The sequence below is a fragment of the Thalassotalea euphylliae genome (assembly GCF_003390395.1).
Classification (GTDB): Bacteria; Pseudomonadota; Gammaproteobacteria; order Enterobacterales; family Alteromonadaceae; genus Thalassotalea_F; species Thalassotalea_F euphylliae_C.
The window spans coordinates 1,143,011-1,157,868 of record NZ_QUOV01000001.1; the positions used below are offsets into that span (position 1 = coordinate 1,143,011).

The following is a 14,858-nucleotide window of genomic DNA, read 5'->3' on the forward strand; positions in this document are numbered from 1 at the left end:
TTATCGAGAACCGAGGTTTGTATGCGTTTAGACAGGTTTACTCAGTCTTTCCAATTAGCTATTTCTGATGCGCAATCATTAGCATTGGGGCGAGATCATCAGTTTATTGAACCACTACATTTAATGATGGCCTTACTAAAGCAATCTGGCAACAGCGTTATTCCTTTGTTAAAAAGTGCTGGGGTTGATGTTAGCTCGCTGCGCAAACAAGTTGATAAGGCGCTTGATGGGCTGGCAAAAGTTCACGGTGTTGGTGGTGAAGTTCAACTTTCATCAACAACCGGTAACTTGCTAAACCTTTGTGATAAGTACGCACAAAAATTAAAAGACGCTTACATTTCTTCTGATGTGTTTTTATTAGCTGCGCTAGAAGATACTGGCATGCTAGGCCAGATTTTAAAGTCGCTAGGGGCGACAGAAGCGCGGCTCAAAGATGCCATTAAGCGTATACGAGGTGGTCAAAACGTTAACGATCAAAATGCGGAAGATGTACGACAGGCGCTCGATAAATTTACGATTAACCTCACCGAGCGTGCAGAGCAAGGTAAGCTAGATCCTGTAATTGGTCGTGACGATGAAATTCGTCGTGCAATTCAGGTGCTTCAGCGTCGCACAAAAAACAACCCTGTACTTATCGGTCACCCAGGGGTTGGTAAAACCGCCATTGTCGAGGGTTTAGCGCAACGTATTGTTGATCACGAAGTGCCAGAAGGGCTGAAGAACAAACAGGTATTGTCGCTTGATATGGGCGCACTGGTGGCGGGCGCAAAATATCGTGGTGAATTTGAAGAGCGTTTAAAAGCAGTATTGAATGAGTTGTCTAAGTTAGAAGGGCAAGTCATTCTGTTTATTGATGAGCTACATACCATGGTCGGCGCAGGCAAAGCCGATGGTGCAATGGATGCTGGAAATATGCTGAAGCCAGCACTTGCACGCGGTGATTTACACTGTGTTGGAGCGACAACACTCGACGAGTATCGTCAGTACATTGAAAAAGACGCAGCGCTTGAGCGCCGCTTCCAAAAAGTTATCGTTGATGAGCCAAGTGTTGAAGACACTATCGCGATTTTACGCGGTCTAAAAGAGCGTTATGAACTGCATCATTCGGTGAATATTACCGATCCGGCAATTGTTGCCGCTGCAACACTTTCTCACCGATACATCAGCGATCGTCAATTACCCGATAAGGCAATTGACTTGATTGATGAAGCGGCTTCCAGTATTCGCTTGCAAATGGACTCTAAGCCAGAAAACTTGGACAAATTAGAGCGTAAACTTATTCAGCTTAAATTAGAGCAACGCGCCTTGGCGAAAGATACTGACGATGCGTCAATCAAACGTCTATACGCCATTAACGCAGAAATTAAAGATACGCAGCAGCAATATGACGAGCTAGATGAGATTTGGACTACTGAAAAAGCAGCATCGCAAGGGACGCAAACTATCAAAGCAGAACTTGAACAAGCGAGAATAGATTTGGACTCAGCACGCCGTGCGGGCGATTTGAATCGTATGTCTGAGCTGCAATACGGCAGGATCCCTGAACTTGAAAAGCAGTTAGATTTAGCCAGCCAAGCGGAAATGCAAGAAATGAGCTTGCTGAGTAATAAAGTGACTGAAATTGAAATTGCTGACGTGCTTAGTCGCTCCACTGGCATCCCTGTGGCCAAAATGCTGTCTGAAGAGCGTGAAAAGTTACTCAGTATGGAAAACGAACTTCATCAGCGCGTAATAGGCCAGTCTGAAGCCGTTGCTTCTGTTGCTAACGCCATTCGCCGATCACGAGCAGGCTTGGCAGATCCTAACCAGCCAATAGGCTCTTTTTTATTCCTTGGTCCGACAGGTGTTGGTAAAACAGAGCTGACCAAAGCGCTAGCTGAATTCTTGTTTGATACAGAAGATGCCTTGATTCGCGTTGATATGTCTGAGTTTATGGAAAAACACTCCGTTGCTCGACTAGTGGGGGCTCCTCCTGGTTATGTGGGTTATGAAGAAGGCGGTTATTTAACAGAAGCTGTGCGCAGAAAGCCCTATTCGGTAGTGCTGCTCGATGAAATTGAAAAAGCACACCCTGATGTGTTCAATATTTTACTACAAGTGCTTGATGATGGCCGTTTAACTGATGGTCAGGGGCGAACGGTAGATTTTAAAAACACCGTCATTATTATGACTTCCAATATTGGCTCGGAATCAATACAAAGCTATAGCGGTGACGATGAATACGAATTAATGCGAGCCTCGGTGATGGCGGAGCTTAGCCAACACTTTAAACCTGAATTTATTAATCGTGTTGATGATACCGTTGTTTTCCATCCATTAGTCGCAGAGCAAATAGTTGAAATTGCTAAGATTCAGATTGCATCTTTATCAGCGCGCTTAGCGCAGCAAGAGCTTGGTTTGCACCTTGACGACAGTGCACTAAGAAAAATTGCCGAGGTTGGTTTTGATCCTCTATTTGGCGCTAGGCCGTTAAAGCGTGCGATTCAAACAGATATTGAAAACCCTATGGCGCAGCGTTTACTGGCAGGACAGTTTGAAAAGGGCCAGAAAATCGTTGTGCAATTTGCCGATGACAAATTTACTTTTACTACTGAATAGTGATGTTTTCGATAATTTTAGCGTAAGAAGTAAAGTGTAAATGTAGGTAATTTTATACTGAGGGATTTTGGGTCGTGTCTTTAGGTTGTGCTTTTAGGTAATGGTTATAGGTAGTAGCTTGATAGCTACTACCTTTTGATGATTGGTTACTGCTGTTAACTGAATAAGTTATAGCAGCTAAACTGCATTAGCTATTATCGTTACCATCACAGTATATATCGACATGCTGCTTATTCAGCATACGCTGTTCTTGCTTTTCCTCTGGCGTTAGTAAACGAGAGCTGCCGTCTGGTTCTTTTAATAAAATTCGTTCAAAACCACCAAGCAATTTCAAATTAACTTGTGCTGCTTGGCAGTTCTTTTCAATTAACTCTGAAGCCTGGCGCGCACGCTCGAGCTCATTCTTAGCTTCCTTTTGTGCTTGCCTTTCTGCCAACCAATCATCAACAAATGAGTTTTTTTCGCCGTCAGGAACTACTGGCGCATAAGCAACGCGTACATCGACTTTGGCAAAATCTTTATCGTTAGGATGCTGGTGACTAAAATGCACAATATTGTCTTTATCAACCCAGCGGTAAACAGTTGTATCTTGAGCGTTTCCTGACATTGTGAATAACAGCAGGCAAAGTGTTGGAATCAACTTGTACATAATTAAGGCCTTTTACTAGCAAACTTCCCAGCCAACAGCATTGAATAAAGTTTAACCCATCTTAAACATTAAGTTGATATATTGACAGCGTTTTTTCTTACCTCTAACTCACCGCACGCAAAGCTGTAAATTGATTAATTATCAGTATTGGGCTTGCAAAGTGAACATCTCAGATGTTTTGAGCTTACCGTGCCTATTTGAATTAATCTGTTGCTAAATTTACGTAATGCGGCGCTAAAAGAGATGTGCTAAATTAGCTGTTTTTATCAGACAAGGACATTTCTCGCTTATATGACTTCGCCTAATGCTAATGTGAACCAAAGCCGAGGTATTTATTTATTGCCGAACTTACTAACTACGGCAGGCTTGTTTTCAGGGTTCTACGCGGTTGTTTCGTCAATGAATAATCATTTCGAAGCTGCTGCAATTGCTATCTTTGTGGCAATGATTTTTGACGGGCTAGATGGCCGAGTTGCTCGTATTACCAATACCCAAAGTGAATTTGGTGCCGAGTATGACAGTATGGCTGACATGGTTTCTTTCGGCATAGCGCCAGGGTTAGTGGCCTACAATTGGGCGCTTTCAGGTATGGGGAAATTTGGCTGGCTTGCGGCTTTTGTCTTTGTTGCTGGCGCAGCGCTTCGCTTAGCACGATTTAATACCCAAGTAGGGGTTGCGGATAAACGTTATTTCCAAGGCCTAGCAAGCCCAGCAGCGGCTGGTGTTATTGCGAGTATTGTTTGGGTAGGTACGGAATATCAACTTAACGGCCAAGACTATGGCTTTATTATGGGTTTATTGACCATAGTTACTGGTTTATTAATGGTGAGTAACTTTAGATATAACAGCTTTAAAGAAGTTGATTGGAAAGGCAAGGTTAGCTTTATTGTTGTCTTACTGATTGTCTTGGTATTTGTGGTTGTCGCTTCTAGCCCCGCTGAACTGTTAATGGCAGTGTTTGTTTTGTATGCATGTTCAGGCCCAATAACAACGGTTCGCTCAGTGAAAAAGCTTAAATTAGAACATGTAGTTGGTGACGAAGATCATGACGCAGACTTTGATAGCAAAAAGGACACTGCAAATAGTGACCAAACAGTAGATGCTGCTAGCAGTAAAACTGAGCAAAAATAACTTGCCGTTTTGATTTTGTTAATCAGTAAGTTTATTGATTAGCAAAGCTAAAAACATTACCTATAAAAAAACGCCAACTTAATGTTGGCGTTTTTTATAGGTAATGTTTTTGTTTCGCCGGCTTAGACTTGAGGATTTGTCTAGCTAACATCACCTAAAATATGATTACAGGCTAGCTAATTGAGAATAGGTATACTTCAGGTTAAGCGATTGTGCTCAAGCTTTTATATCCAAGCTTCTTTACTTGGCTTTGATATCTAGGCTTTCATATCTAGACTGCTTAGCCCTGCGTGTTTCTTACCTTTATTATCGTAAGTCATTGAAGAGCGATTGTGACGCTCTAATAGGGTAGTTTTCATGCGCTCAACGGCAAGTTGTGAATGAGTAATCACTTGGCCATTGATGATATTGAGCTCTTGACAACGGAGCAGGGTAGCTTGAATTTCTTTAAGCGAATCATCGAGCAGGTTTTGCGCTTTGTCCGCCAAAAACTGTGGATTTTTGCTGATATTAGCGTCTAACGCTTCAATCGCTTCAAGCAATACCTTTTTTTGTTCGGTAAGCTTATTTAAAGCCTCAGGGTCTCGTTGCGTGAGCAATTCTTTTTCGTCGTTCAACAACTGCTCTAGAGCAGTCAGTTGTTCTAGTTGTTTATTAAGTAATTGCTGTGAGACGCTTGAGCTCATTGTTATTCTCTATAGTAAATCAAATTCAAATTTGGCGATGCTTTGCGCTAGCTTTTCTGCATCTACCTTATAAGCACCTGATTGAATTGCTTCTTTTAGTTGATCAACTTTTCTTTGATTCACCGGTGGCGCATCACCATTTTTCTTTTGGATATCGTTCAACTGTCGTGCTTGCGGTGTTAGTGACACTGAATCTTGGCTAACTCTTGTCGCCTGAGATGTGTTAACCGCTTTTTGGTCGACTTGGTTCTTTACGTCGTTCTGTTGCTGCTGCACAGTACGATTAACTTGATTGTTATTACTCAAGTTGTTGATATTAATAGCCATTTCTTACACCTGCATGTTGTGTATTACTCATTCTATAATATTATCGGCCAATTACTGAATTTCTTTATCATTATTTACAAATTAATGGTCACTTTATTAACGCCACTGACTCGGCCGGTAACGAGTTTACCAGAGCGATTATTTTTAACTCGCACTTTATCGCCAACGTGGCCATTGGAAACTGATGTTCCCGATGTTTTTATACTAAAGGTACTACTGCGAGCGATGAGTGTCACATTATCCCCTTTGCATACAGAACAAACGTGATTAGGGGATATTGCCTTACCTTTCACAATGTTGCGTTTGGCTTTTGCGCCATAGAGACTGTTTACATCGCCTATAGCCTCACCCCGCAAGCGTTTTTCATCAATGTAAGCAATTTGGATATTATCAGGGGTTAGCATGCTACCGCGGTCGATTGCATATTTAGCAACTACTACCGGGGCATCTATCGTCACTTTCACAGGAACATATAGATTCCAGGGGCTTGATCCCTCGCAAGTTATTTTAACATTTACGTTTCTACTGTTATGAATATCAGGTATATTGGCCTGCAAATTCTGGTCACAAGGTTTGATCACTATTCTAGGGTCGAGCTTGGCGGCAGTAACGGAGACTTTACGATCACTAACATGTGTGAAGCTATCCTCAACTGAACGTTTAGCGAGGCCTTCAATAAAGTTTCGATCAAAACTGGTGGCAATCGCTTGCGATTGAAGCTGATAGCACAGCGTTAAAAAAGTGAAAAGAATCTTCGATTTGCTCATGTTTACGTGTCATCGTGTTATTGACGTTAAATACTCGACTATGCTTAATATCAAATGGCTTAGTTTTAACTCAAGTATTTAACGGCGCTGTCAAAAAACAGGCGCTTAGACTAATGTTAAATTAATAGTAAACAAGAATTGTGCCTTTTCTGTTGCACATGAGATTAAGGGGTAACTATGGCGGGCATTTTAGACTCGGTAAACCAACGTACTCAGTTAGTTGGCCAAAACCGACTCGAGCTATTGCTTTTTAAATTAATTGGACCACAGCGTTTTGGCATTAACGTATTTAAAGTACGTGAAGTGTTGCAGTGCCCTCAGTTAACATCGCTTCCAAACCAAGATCCTTTTATCAAAGGTGTTGCGCACATTCGTGGGCAAACTATTTCTGTAATCGACTTAAGTAAGGCCACTGGTGGTCCTGAAATACCGTTAACGGAAAACTGTTTTATTATTATCGCCGAATATAATCGCAGTGTTCAGGGCTTCCTAGTTGCTGGGGTTGAGCGTATTACTACACTGAGCTGGCAAGACATTATGCCGCCGCCAGAAGGTGCTGGTAAGTCTAGTTACCTAACAGCCGTCACTGAAATTGACAAAGAAATGGTGTCAATTTTAGATGTTGAGAAGATTCTTAACGAAATCAACCCAGTGTCTACCGACTTGAGTGAAGAGGTTGCTGATGCCTCTGTTGGTGCTAGCTTGGGTGAGCGTGTGATCATGATTGCTGACGACTCGACCGTTGCGAGAAACCAAGTCAAGAGAGCGCTTGAGCCACTAGGACTTAAAATGGTATTGGCTAAAAATGGTCAAGATGCCCTTAATCAACTCAATGAAATTGCAGAGCAGTGCGGTAATACTATCGAAGAAAAAGTTGCCTTATTAATTTCTGATATTGAAATGCCAGAAATGGACGGTTACACCTTGACCGCAGAAATCAAAAGCAATGAAAAAATGCGTTCGATGCCGGTTATTTTGCATACCTCACTAAGCGGTGTGTTTAACAATGCCATGGTTGAAAAAGTTGGAGCGGAAGATTTTATTCCGAAGTTTCACCCTGACGAATTAGCAACTGCAGTGAAAAAGTGGTTAAAAATTGAAGACTAATCCTCTTTTCTTAGTTTGCTTTTAGGACATTGCAGTGCCAGCTAGACAATTAGATGACAAAAGTTATCACGACTTTAGAACCTTTCTTGAACAACAATGCGGAATCGTATTGGGTGATAATAAGCAGTATTTAGTAAAAAGCCGCTTAGCGCCACTGATGGCAAAATTTGAGGTTGCTTCATTGGCTGAGCTTGTGCAGCGCACACTTAGCCCCATGGAGCGTCAGCTGCGTGCAGCGGTTATTGATGCGATGACAACCAATGAAACTTTGTGGTTTCGTGATGATTATCCTTTTGAGCTGTTAAAAAGCAAAATTTTACCTGATTTTGCTAACCAGCGTATGCCATTAAAGATTTGGTCTGCGGCCAGCTCGTCTGGTCAAGAGCCCTATTCGATTGCCATGACGGTACTTGAATACATGCAATCTAAGCCTGGCTCTTTTCCTGGTGGGGTTCAAATTGTTGGCACAGATATTTCAAATACTATGCTTGAGCATTGTAAATATGCCCATTATGACGGCCTAGCACTTGCGCGAGGGCTTTCACAAGAGCGCAAGCGTCAGTTTTTTGAACCTGGTGATAACGGCATGCTTAGGGTCAAAGAATCAGTTCGAAAGCTGGTGAGTTTCCGCCCGCTAAACTTGCTGAATAGCTATAGTCTGATTGGCCGATTCGATATCGTTTTCTGTCGTAATGTACTCATTTATTTCTCACCGGAAATTAAAGCACAAATCCTTTCTCAAATTCACGGCGTGCTCAATAAAGATGGCTACTTATTCCTTGGTGCCTCTGAGTCACTTTCTGGATTAAATCAACAATTTGATATGCTTAGGTGTAATCCAGGCATCGTATATCAAAAGCAATCATAAATTTGACGCTAATGTTGGCATAGTAATTGTATTGCTACTTTCAAATGATTTGGAGGTAGCATTATGGCTATTAGTTTTGACAAAGCGTTCGGAATTCACCCGCAAGGGATGATGTTGCGTGCCAAGCGCGCTGAAATAATTGCAAGTAACATTGCTAATGCCGATACCCCTGGCTATAAGGCCAAGGGCATGAACTTCCAAGACGCACTTGCCGGTGCGGCAAAAAATCAACAAGCGGGCATGGCTCGCACTCACGAAAAGCACTTTAATATCCGTACTGAAATGACTGCTGGTGAAGGATTTCGCGTTCCAGATCAACCAGATACAGGTGATGGTAATACTGTAAATGTACAAGTGGAACGAAACTTGTATCTAGAAAACACATTACAGTATCAAGCCAGTGTGCAATTTTTAGATTCTAAAGTTAAAGGGCTGAAAAAAGCGCTATCTGGAGGGCAATAAATATGAGCTTATTTAATGTATTTGATATCAGTGGCTCAGGCATGGCGGCGCAATCGGTCAGATTGAACACCACGGCTAGTAATATTGCCAACGCTGACAGCGTCAGTAGCAGTGTCGATCAAACCTATCGAGCGCGTCATCCGGTTTTTGCCGCCGAGATGCAAAAAGCTGCCGCAGGACAAGATGGCTCTGTTGGCGTTCAAGTACTTGGTATTGTAGAAAGTGATAAGCCGCTTAACGTTGAGTATTCACCCGACCACCCAATGGCGGATAAAGACGGCTATATCTACAAACCGAATGTGAATGTGATGGAAGAAATGACCAATATGATTTCTGCGTCACGTTCATATCAAACCAATATTCAATTAGCGGAATCAGCTAAGAATATGGTGAACAGAACCCTGAGATTAGGTCAGAGCTAATAGGCTCAACCAGCAGTTAGAGTGAGATAGAGTATGGATTCAGTTAGTGGCAGCAGCAGTTTAGACGGCCTTCGCTGGCAACGAGAGACTGGGGTACCAGAAGCCGATGATAATAACGGCATGTTAACCCAGGAAGATTTCTTTGCCTTGATGACTCAAGAGCTTGCTCATCAGGACCCAACCAAGCCTGTAGAGAACAACGAGATGATTTCGCAAATGACGGCGTTTTCAACGACAGATGGTGTGGCAAGACTCAATGACTCATTTGCACAATTTGCAAATTCAATGTCGTCAAGCCAGGCGTTGCAAGCTTCTTCTTTGGTCGGTCGAAGCGTTTTGGTTGAAGACAATACTTTTGGTATGGCAACAGGTGAGCAGCCAAAAGGTAAGATTGTGACTGATAGCCCTGCGAGCAACGTCAATATTTATGTTGAAAATACGGCGGGTGAAATTATCCAAACAGTTCCCGTTGGCAATGTGCCAGCAGGTGAGTCGAACTTTACATGGGATGGTATGACATCAAATGGCGAGTTAGCGCCTGAAGGGGCATATCGTTTCCGCGTAGCAGGCTTAGTTGACGGACAAGCGTCAGAGCTGCAAGCCATGACTTATCGAAAAGTAGACAGCGTAACGCTAGCAGGTGCTGGCGGTAATATTGTGTTGAACCTGAACGGCGGTTCAACGATGAATTTATCTGATGTTGTTGAAGTAACTCAAGGCTAAGCGAAATCAGCTTAGTAAGTTAATTCAATAAAAGATTTCCAAGAGGTGAAACTATGACTTTCAATGTAGCACTAAGTGGCTTAAACGCTGCCCAAAAAGATTTAGATGTAACGTCAAATAACATCGCCAACGTTAACACCACAGGTTTTAAAGAGTCTCGCGCTGAGTTTGTCGATGTATTTGCAACATCGCTATTGGCAGCAGGTAATACAAAAGCCGGTGATGGTGTACTTACCTCAGAAGTAGCGCAGCAATTTTCCCAAGGTAGTATACGTTTTACCAATAACGCGCTGGATTTGGCGATTACAGGTAACGGTTTCTTCGCAACAGTGCCTGAATTGAGCAGTTTAGAACGCTCTTATACGCGATCAGGTGAATTTAAGCTAAATGCTGATAACTTTGTGGTTAATTCGCAAGGCGGTCACTTATTAGGCTTCCCTGTTAACAGCGACGGCTCTTCATCGTCTGTTGCTTTAAGTACTGCTTCACCGATACAAATTCCGACCGCTTCAGGTTCCCCAATGCAAAGTCGTGAAGTTGATATTCGCATGAACTTGCCTGCTGGTGATCCGGTTATTGCGGCGGCATTTGATATTACAGATCCGCTAACCTACAACCATTCAACTTCGGTAACCGTGTTCGATAGTCTAGGTGACAGCCATGTAATGACTTATTACTTTAAAAAATCAGCACCTAACGAGTGGGATGTTTATACGGCTGTTGACGGGCAACAAGTTAATATTAACGATACGGGTACAGGTGCTGGTAGCAATAATGCCACTCCAAACGCAACCCCAACTGGTACTGGTATACCGACAGGTGCTGCGCGTATGTACTTTTCTGCGGGTGGTGAATTTAAAGGTCAATACCCTAATACATTAACCACTGCTCAGTTAGGTGCTGGTATTTTGACCAATGGCGCGGATCCACAGCAGACAATTACCATTGATTTTAACTTAGACACTACTGGTGGTAACCCAAATGAGCCTACGCAATTTGCAGCAGGTTTTGAAGTCACATCACTAGAACAAGATGGTTTAGCCGTTGGTCGATTAACGGGTCTTGATATTGATGATGATGGTTTAATTCGTGCGACTTATTCAAACGGTACTTCTGAACCTCTAGCGCGTGTTGCATTGGTTAACTTTGCTAATAACCAAGGTTTAACGCAGGTTGGTGGTACTTCTTGGAAAGAGAGTTTAACTTCGGGTGAAGCACTCGCTGGTGAAGCCGGTTCAGGTACTTTTGGTACCATTAACTCATCAGCACTTGAGCAGTCAAACGTAAACTTAACCGCCGAGCTTATCGATTTGATTTCCGCGCAGCGTAACTTCCAAGCGAACTCTCGTTCATTAGAAGTTGATAACCAGCTAAACCAAACAATTTTGCAGATTCGATAGTCTACTAGCAAATTTACTAAACAATTATCTAGCTTTGTTTACCAAGCCCCAAGTTTTATTGGGGCTTTATTTTGATTTCTATTTTTCACACCTACTTTATAATTCACACCTACTTTATAATTCACGCCTACTTTATACGTTCGCTTTACGCTTCAAATTCTCTTCTGATTTTCTTTTTATCGGTAAGCATATACTTCTGGCACTTTATTTGCTTTTGTTAGTTTAAGAATATTGAACTAACAAATATGCAACGTTGATCGGAGTCCACAATGGATAAAATGCTCTATGTCGCAATGAGCGGTGCAAAGCAAAATATGCACGCTTTAGCGGTTACAGCGAACAACCTCGCAAACGCCAAAACTACTGGCTTTAAAGCCGATTTAGCGCAAGCTAGAACCATGCAGGCTTTTGGTGAAGGGTTGCCAACTCGGGTGTTTTCCATGACTGAACGCGCTAGCCAAAATTTTGGCGGCGGTTCAATTCAAACCACCGGACGCGATCTTGACGTTGCCATTCAAGGCGATGGCTGGTTAGCAGTGCAAACGCCAGATGGCGGTGAAGCTTATACTCGAGCTGGTCATTTAAAGTTAACTGAAACGGGCGGCCTAGAAACTAGCAATGGTGATTTGTTGATTGGTGACGCCGGACCGATTTTTTTGCCGCTTCCGGTTAACAATATTCATATTTCGGGTGATGGAACGATTACCGTTCAGCCAGAAGGTGCGCCAGCTAATGCACAAGAAGAAGTTGGCCGTATCAAAATGGTTAACCCAGATGTACGAGACATTGAAAAGGGCAACGATGGCCTATTTCGTCGTAAAGACGGCAACATTGAGCCAGCTGATGTAACCGTGCAACTAGCAAGCGGTGCGCTTGAAGCTAGTAATGTTAACCCTGTTAATGAAATGACCGACATGATTGCGTTGCAGCGTCAATTTGAAATGCAACTGAAACTAATGAAAACAGCAGAAGAAATTGATTCAGCAAGTTCTTCGTTATTGCGTGCTTTCTAATTTATTTTTTCGAGGTGAAGTATGAACCCAGCATTGTGGATTAGTAAAACTGGCTTAGATGCGCAAACAAAAGATATTGCTGTTATCTCCAATAACTTGGCGAACGCGAGTACTGTTGGCTTTAAGAAAAGTCGCGCAGTATTCGAAGACTTGCTGTATCAAACAATTAATCAGCCGGGTGGACGCAGTGCTCAAGACACTGAATTACCATCGGGTTTAATGTTAGGTGCCGGCGCAAAAGTGGTGGCAACGCAAAAAATTCATACCCAAGGGGATATGATTACCACGGATAACTCGTTGGATTTAATGATTCAAGGTGACGGCTTCTTCGAAGTGTTATTACCAGATGGTACTTCGTCATATACCCGTAATGGTCAATTTACGATGGACGAAGAAGGCAACATTGTTACCCCAGGTGCTGGCTATCCATTACAGCCACAAATTACGATTCCTGATGATGCGCTTGAGATCAATGTCTCGCAAGATGGTGAAGTTTCGGTTCGAATTCAAGGACAGGCTGACAACGCCGTTGTTGGTCAAATTAATACCGTCAACTTTATCAACCCAACAGGTTTAGAGCCGATTGGTCAGAACTTATTTACTGAAACAGCAGTGAGTGGTGCGCCAGCTCAAGGTGTGCCGGGTTTGGAAGGTTACGGCATGATAGTGCAAGGGGCACTTGAAACGTCAAATGTAAATACTACGGAAGAGTTGGTTAACCTGATTGAGAGCCAACGGGTTTACGAAATGAATTCAAAAGTAATTTCAGCGGTCGACCAAATGCTGAGTTACTTGAACCAGCAGCTTTAATAGTTGAGGTTAACCTGATGAAACAACTAACTATCGTGATTATTATGGCGCTGTTAACTGGCTGCGCTAGCGTTCAACAATCTAAAGTACTGCCGGACGATCCTGAGTTTGCGCCTATTTTACCTGAGCCAGAAGAAGAAGAAGTAGTACCAACTGGTTCGTTATTCAAAGTTAATTACGTCAACAATATTTATTCTGACTCGAAAGCTCACCGCGTTGGCGACATTATTTCGGTGATTTTAAATGAAAGCACGCAAGCACAAAAAAGCGCGACGACAGAAATAACCAAAGAAAACGAAGCAACGCTTGACCCAATCGTTGGTTTAGGCGGTCGTAACGCGACATTCAAAGGCGATTCGATTCAATTTGGCTTTAATCAAGAAACTGATTACAGCGGTGATTCAAGAGCAGATCAAGGTAACAGCTTAAACGGTTATATTTCAGTTCATGTATTACGTGTGCTGCCAAACGGCAACTTAATGATCCGCGGTGAAAAGTGGATGACCCTAAACAATGGTGACGAATACATTCGTTTAACGGGCATTATTCGTCCGCAAGATATCACTTATGACAACACCATTATGTCAAACAAAGTCGCGAATGCGCGTATTCAATACGCTGGCACAGGAACTTTTGCCGATGTGCAAGAGCAAGGCTGGTTAACTCGGTTTTTCAACAGTTCTTGGTGGCCACTATAAGCTTACGGAACAATTCGTAAGCTTGGAGATGTTAATATGAATAAATTCATCAAAATTTGCAGTGTCGTATTAGCAAGCGTTTCGCTTCTATCTACTTTTAGCGCGCATAGCCAGCGCATCAAAGACTTGGCTGATATTCAAGGGGTTCGTTCGAATCAACTGGTCGGTTATGGTTTGGTGGTTGGTTTACCTGGCACAGGTGAACAAACGCCGTTTACTGAGCAAAGCTTTAAAACCATGCTCAGTAATTTTGGTATTTCGATGCCTGCAAATCTAAAACCACAGATTAAGAATGTCGCAGCGGTTGCTGTGCATGCTGACCTACCAGCGTTTGCTAAGCCAGGTCAGAAAGTTGACATTACGGTGTCGTCAATTGGCAGCTCTGCCAGCTTACGTGGCGGTACATTATTGCAAACAATTTTGGTAGGTATTGACGGCAACGCCTATGCCGTTGCGCAAGGTAGCTTAGTAGTAAGTGGTTTAGGCGCTGAGGGTTTAGATGGTTCAAGTGTTGTGATTAATACGCCTACTGTTGGTCGTATCTCAAATGGCGCAACGGTTGAGCGAGAGATCAAATCAGCATTTATGTCGGGCGATCACATTACGTTTAATTTGAGAAGTTCAGATTTTACGACAGCTAAACGCATGGCAGATACCATCAATGACTTTATCGCTGGCACGGCTCGTGCAATAGATGCAACGTCCGTCAAAGTTACAGCGCCGCGCGATGCATCAGACCGCGTTAGTTTTTTATCGATGATAGAAAATCTTGAATTTGAGCCTGACTCACCGGCAGCAAAAATTATCGTTAATTCACGTACAGGGACAATAGTTATTGGCTCAGAAGTTAAATTACTCGCTGCGGCAATTACTCATGGTGGCATTACGGTAACGATTAACGAGCAGCAGGAAGTTACTCAACCGGATGCTTTTGCAGAAGGTGAAACTGCGGTGACAGAAAATAGCATTATCGATGTTAATCAAGATGATTCTCGTATGTTCGTTTTCGATCCAGGTGTGACTTTAGACACCTTAGTGCGCGCTATTAACGAAATAGGCGCGGGTCCAGGTGATGTGATGGCTATTTTAGAAGCCCTTGATCAGGCTGGCGCATTGCGTGGTGAGCTAATTATTATCTAGCCTACACACGTATTGCGAGCTCTGGCGTAAGTTGCAGGTATTAGCTTAGTTACTCGT

16 protein-coding genes are annotated in these 14,858 nt (G+C 42.8%); 12 read left to right on the forward strand and 4 right to left on the reverse strand.

Translation table 11 applies throughout. The features are described from left to right. Positions 1-21: 21 nt before the first annotated feature. Positions 22-2,598 (forward strand): ATP-dependent chaperone ClpB, encoded by a 2,577-nt coding sequence (gene clpB / locus DXX92_RS05075; RefSeq protein WP_115999452.1) that lies wholly within the window; start codon positions 22-24, stop codon positions 2,596-2,598. A 187-nt stretch (positions 2,599-2,785) separates the two neighbouring features. Here clpB and DXX92_RS05080 read toward each other — a convergent pair whose 3' ends face one another. After that, positions 2,786-3,247 (reverse strand): DUF4124 domain-containing protein, encoded by a 462-nt coding sequence (locus tag DXX92_RS05080; RefSeq protein ID WP_115999453.1) that lies wholly within the window; start codon positions 3,245-3,247, stop codon positions 2,786-2,788. 291 nt (positions 3,248-3,538) lie between these two features. On the opposite strand from DXX92_RS05080, the gene pssA reads away from it, so the two are divergent. Then, positions 3,539-4,378 (forward strand): CDP-diacylglycerol--serine O-phosphatidyltransferase, encoded by an 840-nt coding sequence (pssA, locus tag DXX92_RS05085; protein ID WP_115999454.1) that lies wholly within the window; start codon positions 3,539-3,541, stop codon positions 4,376-4,378. Positions 4,379-4,635: 257 nt separating this feature from the next. Here pssA and DXX92_RS05090 read toward each other — a convergent pair whose 3' ends face one another. The 3 genes from DXX92_RS05090 to flgA all read right to left on the reverse strand — a co-directional run bounded on the left by DXX92_RS05090 (position 4,636) and on the right by flgA (position 6,158). Beyond that, positions 4,636-5,064 (reverse strand): flagella synthesis protein FlgN, encoded by a 429-nt coding sequence (locus DXX92_RS05090; protein WP_115999455.1) that lies wholly within the window; start codon positions 5,062-5,064, stop codon positions 4,636-4,638. A 9-nt stretch (positions 5,065-5,073) separates the two neighbouring features. Next, positions 5,074-5,391, reverse strand: coding sequence for a flagellar biosynthesis anti-sigma factor FlgM (gene flgM, locus DXX92_RS05095; protein ID WP_115999456.1), 318 nt, complete (start codon positions 5,389-5,391; stop codon positions 5,074-5,076). Positions 5,392-5,465: 74 nt separating this feature from the next. Then, on the reverse strand, positions 5,466-6,158 hold the full coding sequence (flgA, locus tag DXX92_RS05100) for a flagellar basal body P-ring formation chaperone FlgA (RefSeq protein WP_115999457.1): 693 nt from the start codon (positions 6,156-6,158) through the stop codon (positions 5,466-5,468). Positions 6,159-6,335: 177 nt separating this feature from the next. On the opposite strand from flgA, the gene DXX92_RS05105 reads away from it, so the two are divergent. From DXX92_RS05105 to DXX92_RS05150, 10 genes are all read left to right on the forward strand, one after another. Next, positions 6,336-7,265: a chemotaxis protein gene (locus DXX92_RS05105; RefSeq protein WP_115999458.1), complete on the forward strand. Its 930-nt coding sequence runs from the start codon at positions 6,336-6,338 to the stop codon at positions 7,263-7,265. Between the two features lie 34 nt (positions 7,266-7,299). Then, on the forward strand, positions 7,300-8,133 hold the full coding sequence (locus DXX92_RS05110) for a CheR family methyltransferase (protein WP_115999459.1): 834 nt from the start codon (positions 7,300-7,302) through the stop codon (positions 8,131-8,133). Positions 8,134-8,196: 63 nt separating this feature from the next. Continuing rightward, the gene (flgB, locus tag DXX92_RS05115; RefSeq protein WP_115999460.1) at positions 8,197-8,595 is read left to right on the forward strand and encodes a flagellar basal body rod protein FlgB; all 399 of its coding nucleotides are present in this window, start codon (positions 8,197-8,199) and stop codon (positions 8,593-8,595) included. A 2-nt stretch (positions 8,596-8,597) separates the two neighbouring features. Next, positions 8,598-9,017: a flagellar basal body rod protein FlgC gene (flgC, locus tag DXX92_RS05120; protein ID WP_115999461.1), complete on the forward strand. Its 420-nt coding sequence runs from the start codon at positions 8,598-8,600 to the stop codon at positions 9,015-9,017. A gap of 33 nt (positions 9,018-9,050) precedes the next feature. Continuing rightward, on the forward strand, positions 9,051-9,740 hold the full coding sequence (locus tag DXX92_RS05125; protein ID WP_115999462.1) for a flagellar hook assembly protein FlgD: 690 nt from the start codon (positions 9,051-9,053) through the stop codon (positions 9,738-9,740). A 53-nt stretch (positions 9,741-9,793) separates the two neighbouring features. After that, positions 9,794-11,140 carry a flagellar hook protein FlgE gene (gene flgE / locus DXX92_RS05130; protein ID WP_115999463.1) on the forward strand — a complete coding sequence of 449 codons (1,347 nt, stop codon included), beginning with the start codon at positions 9,794-9,796 and terminating at the stop codon, positions 11,138-11,140. A gap of 269 nt (positions 11,141-11,409) precedes the next feature. Beyond that, on the forward strand, positions 11,410-12,153 hold the full coding sequence (gene flgF, locus DXX92_RS05135; protein ID WP_115999464.1) for a flagellar basal-body rod protein FlgF: 744 nt from the start codon (positions 11,410-11,412) through the stop codon (positions 12,151-12,153). A 21-nt stretch (positions 12,154-12,174) separates the two neighbouring features. Continuing rightward, positions 12,175-12,963, forward strand: a complete 789-nt coding sequence (gene flgG / locus DXX92_RS05140) for a flagellar basal-body rod protein FlgG (RefSeq protein WP_115999465.1) — start codon at positions 12,175-12,177, stop codon at positions 12,961-12,963. A gap of 17 nt (positions 12,964-12,980) precedes the next feature. Continuing rightward, on the forward strand, positions 12,981-13,661 hold the full coding sequence (flgH, locus tag DXX92_RS05145; protein ID WP_115999466.1) for a flagellar basal body L-ring protein FlgH: 681 nt from the start codon (positions 12,981-12,983) through the stop codon (positions 13,659-13,661). A gap of 36 nt (positions 13,662-13,697) precedes the next feature. Then, positions 13,698-14,801, forward strand: a complete 1,104-nt coding sequence (locus DXX92_RS05150) for a flagellar basal body P-ring protein FlgI (protein ID WP_115999467.1) — start codon at positions 13,698-13,700, stop codon at positions 14,799-14,801. Positions 14,802-14,858: the final 57 nt, after the last annotated feature.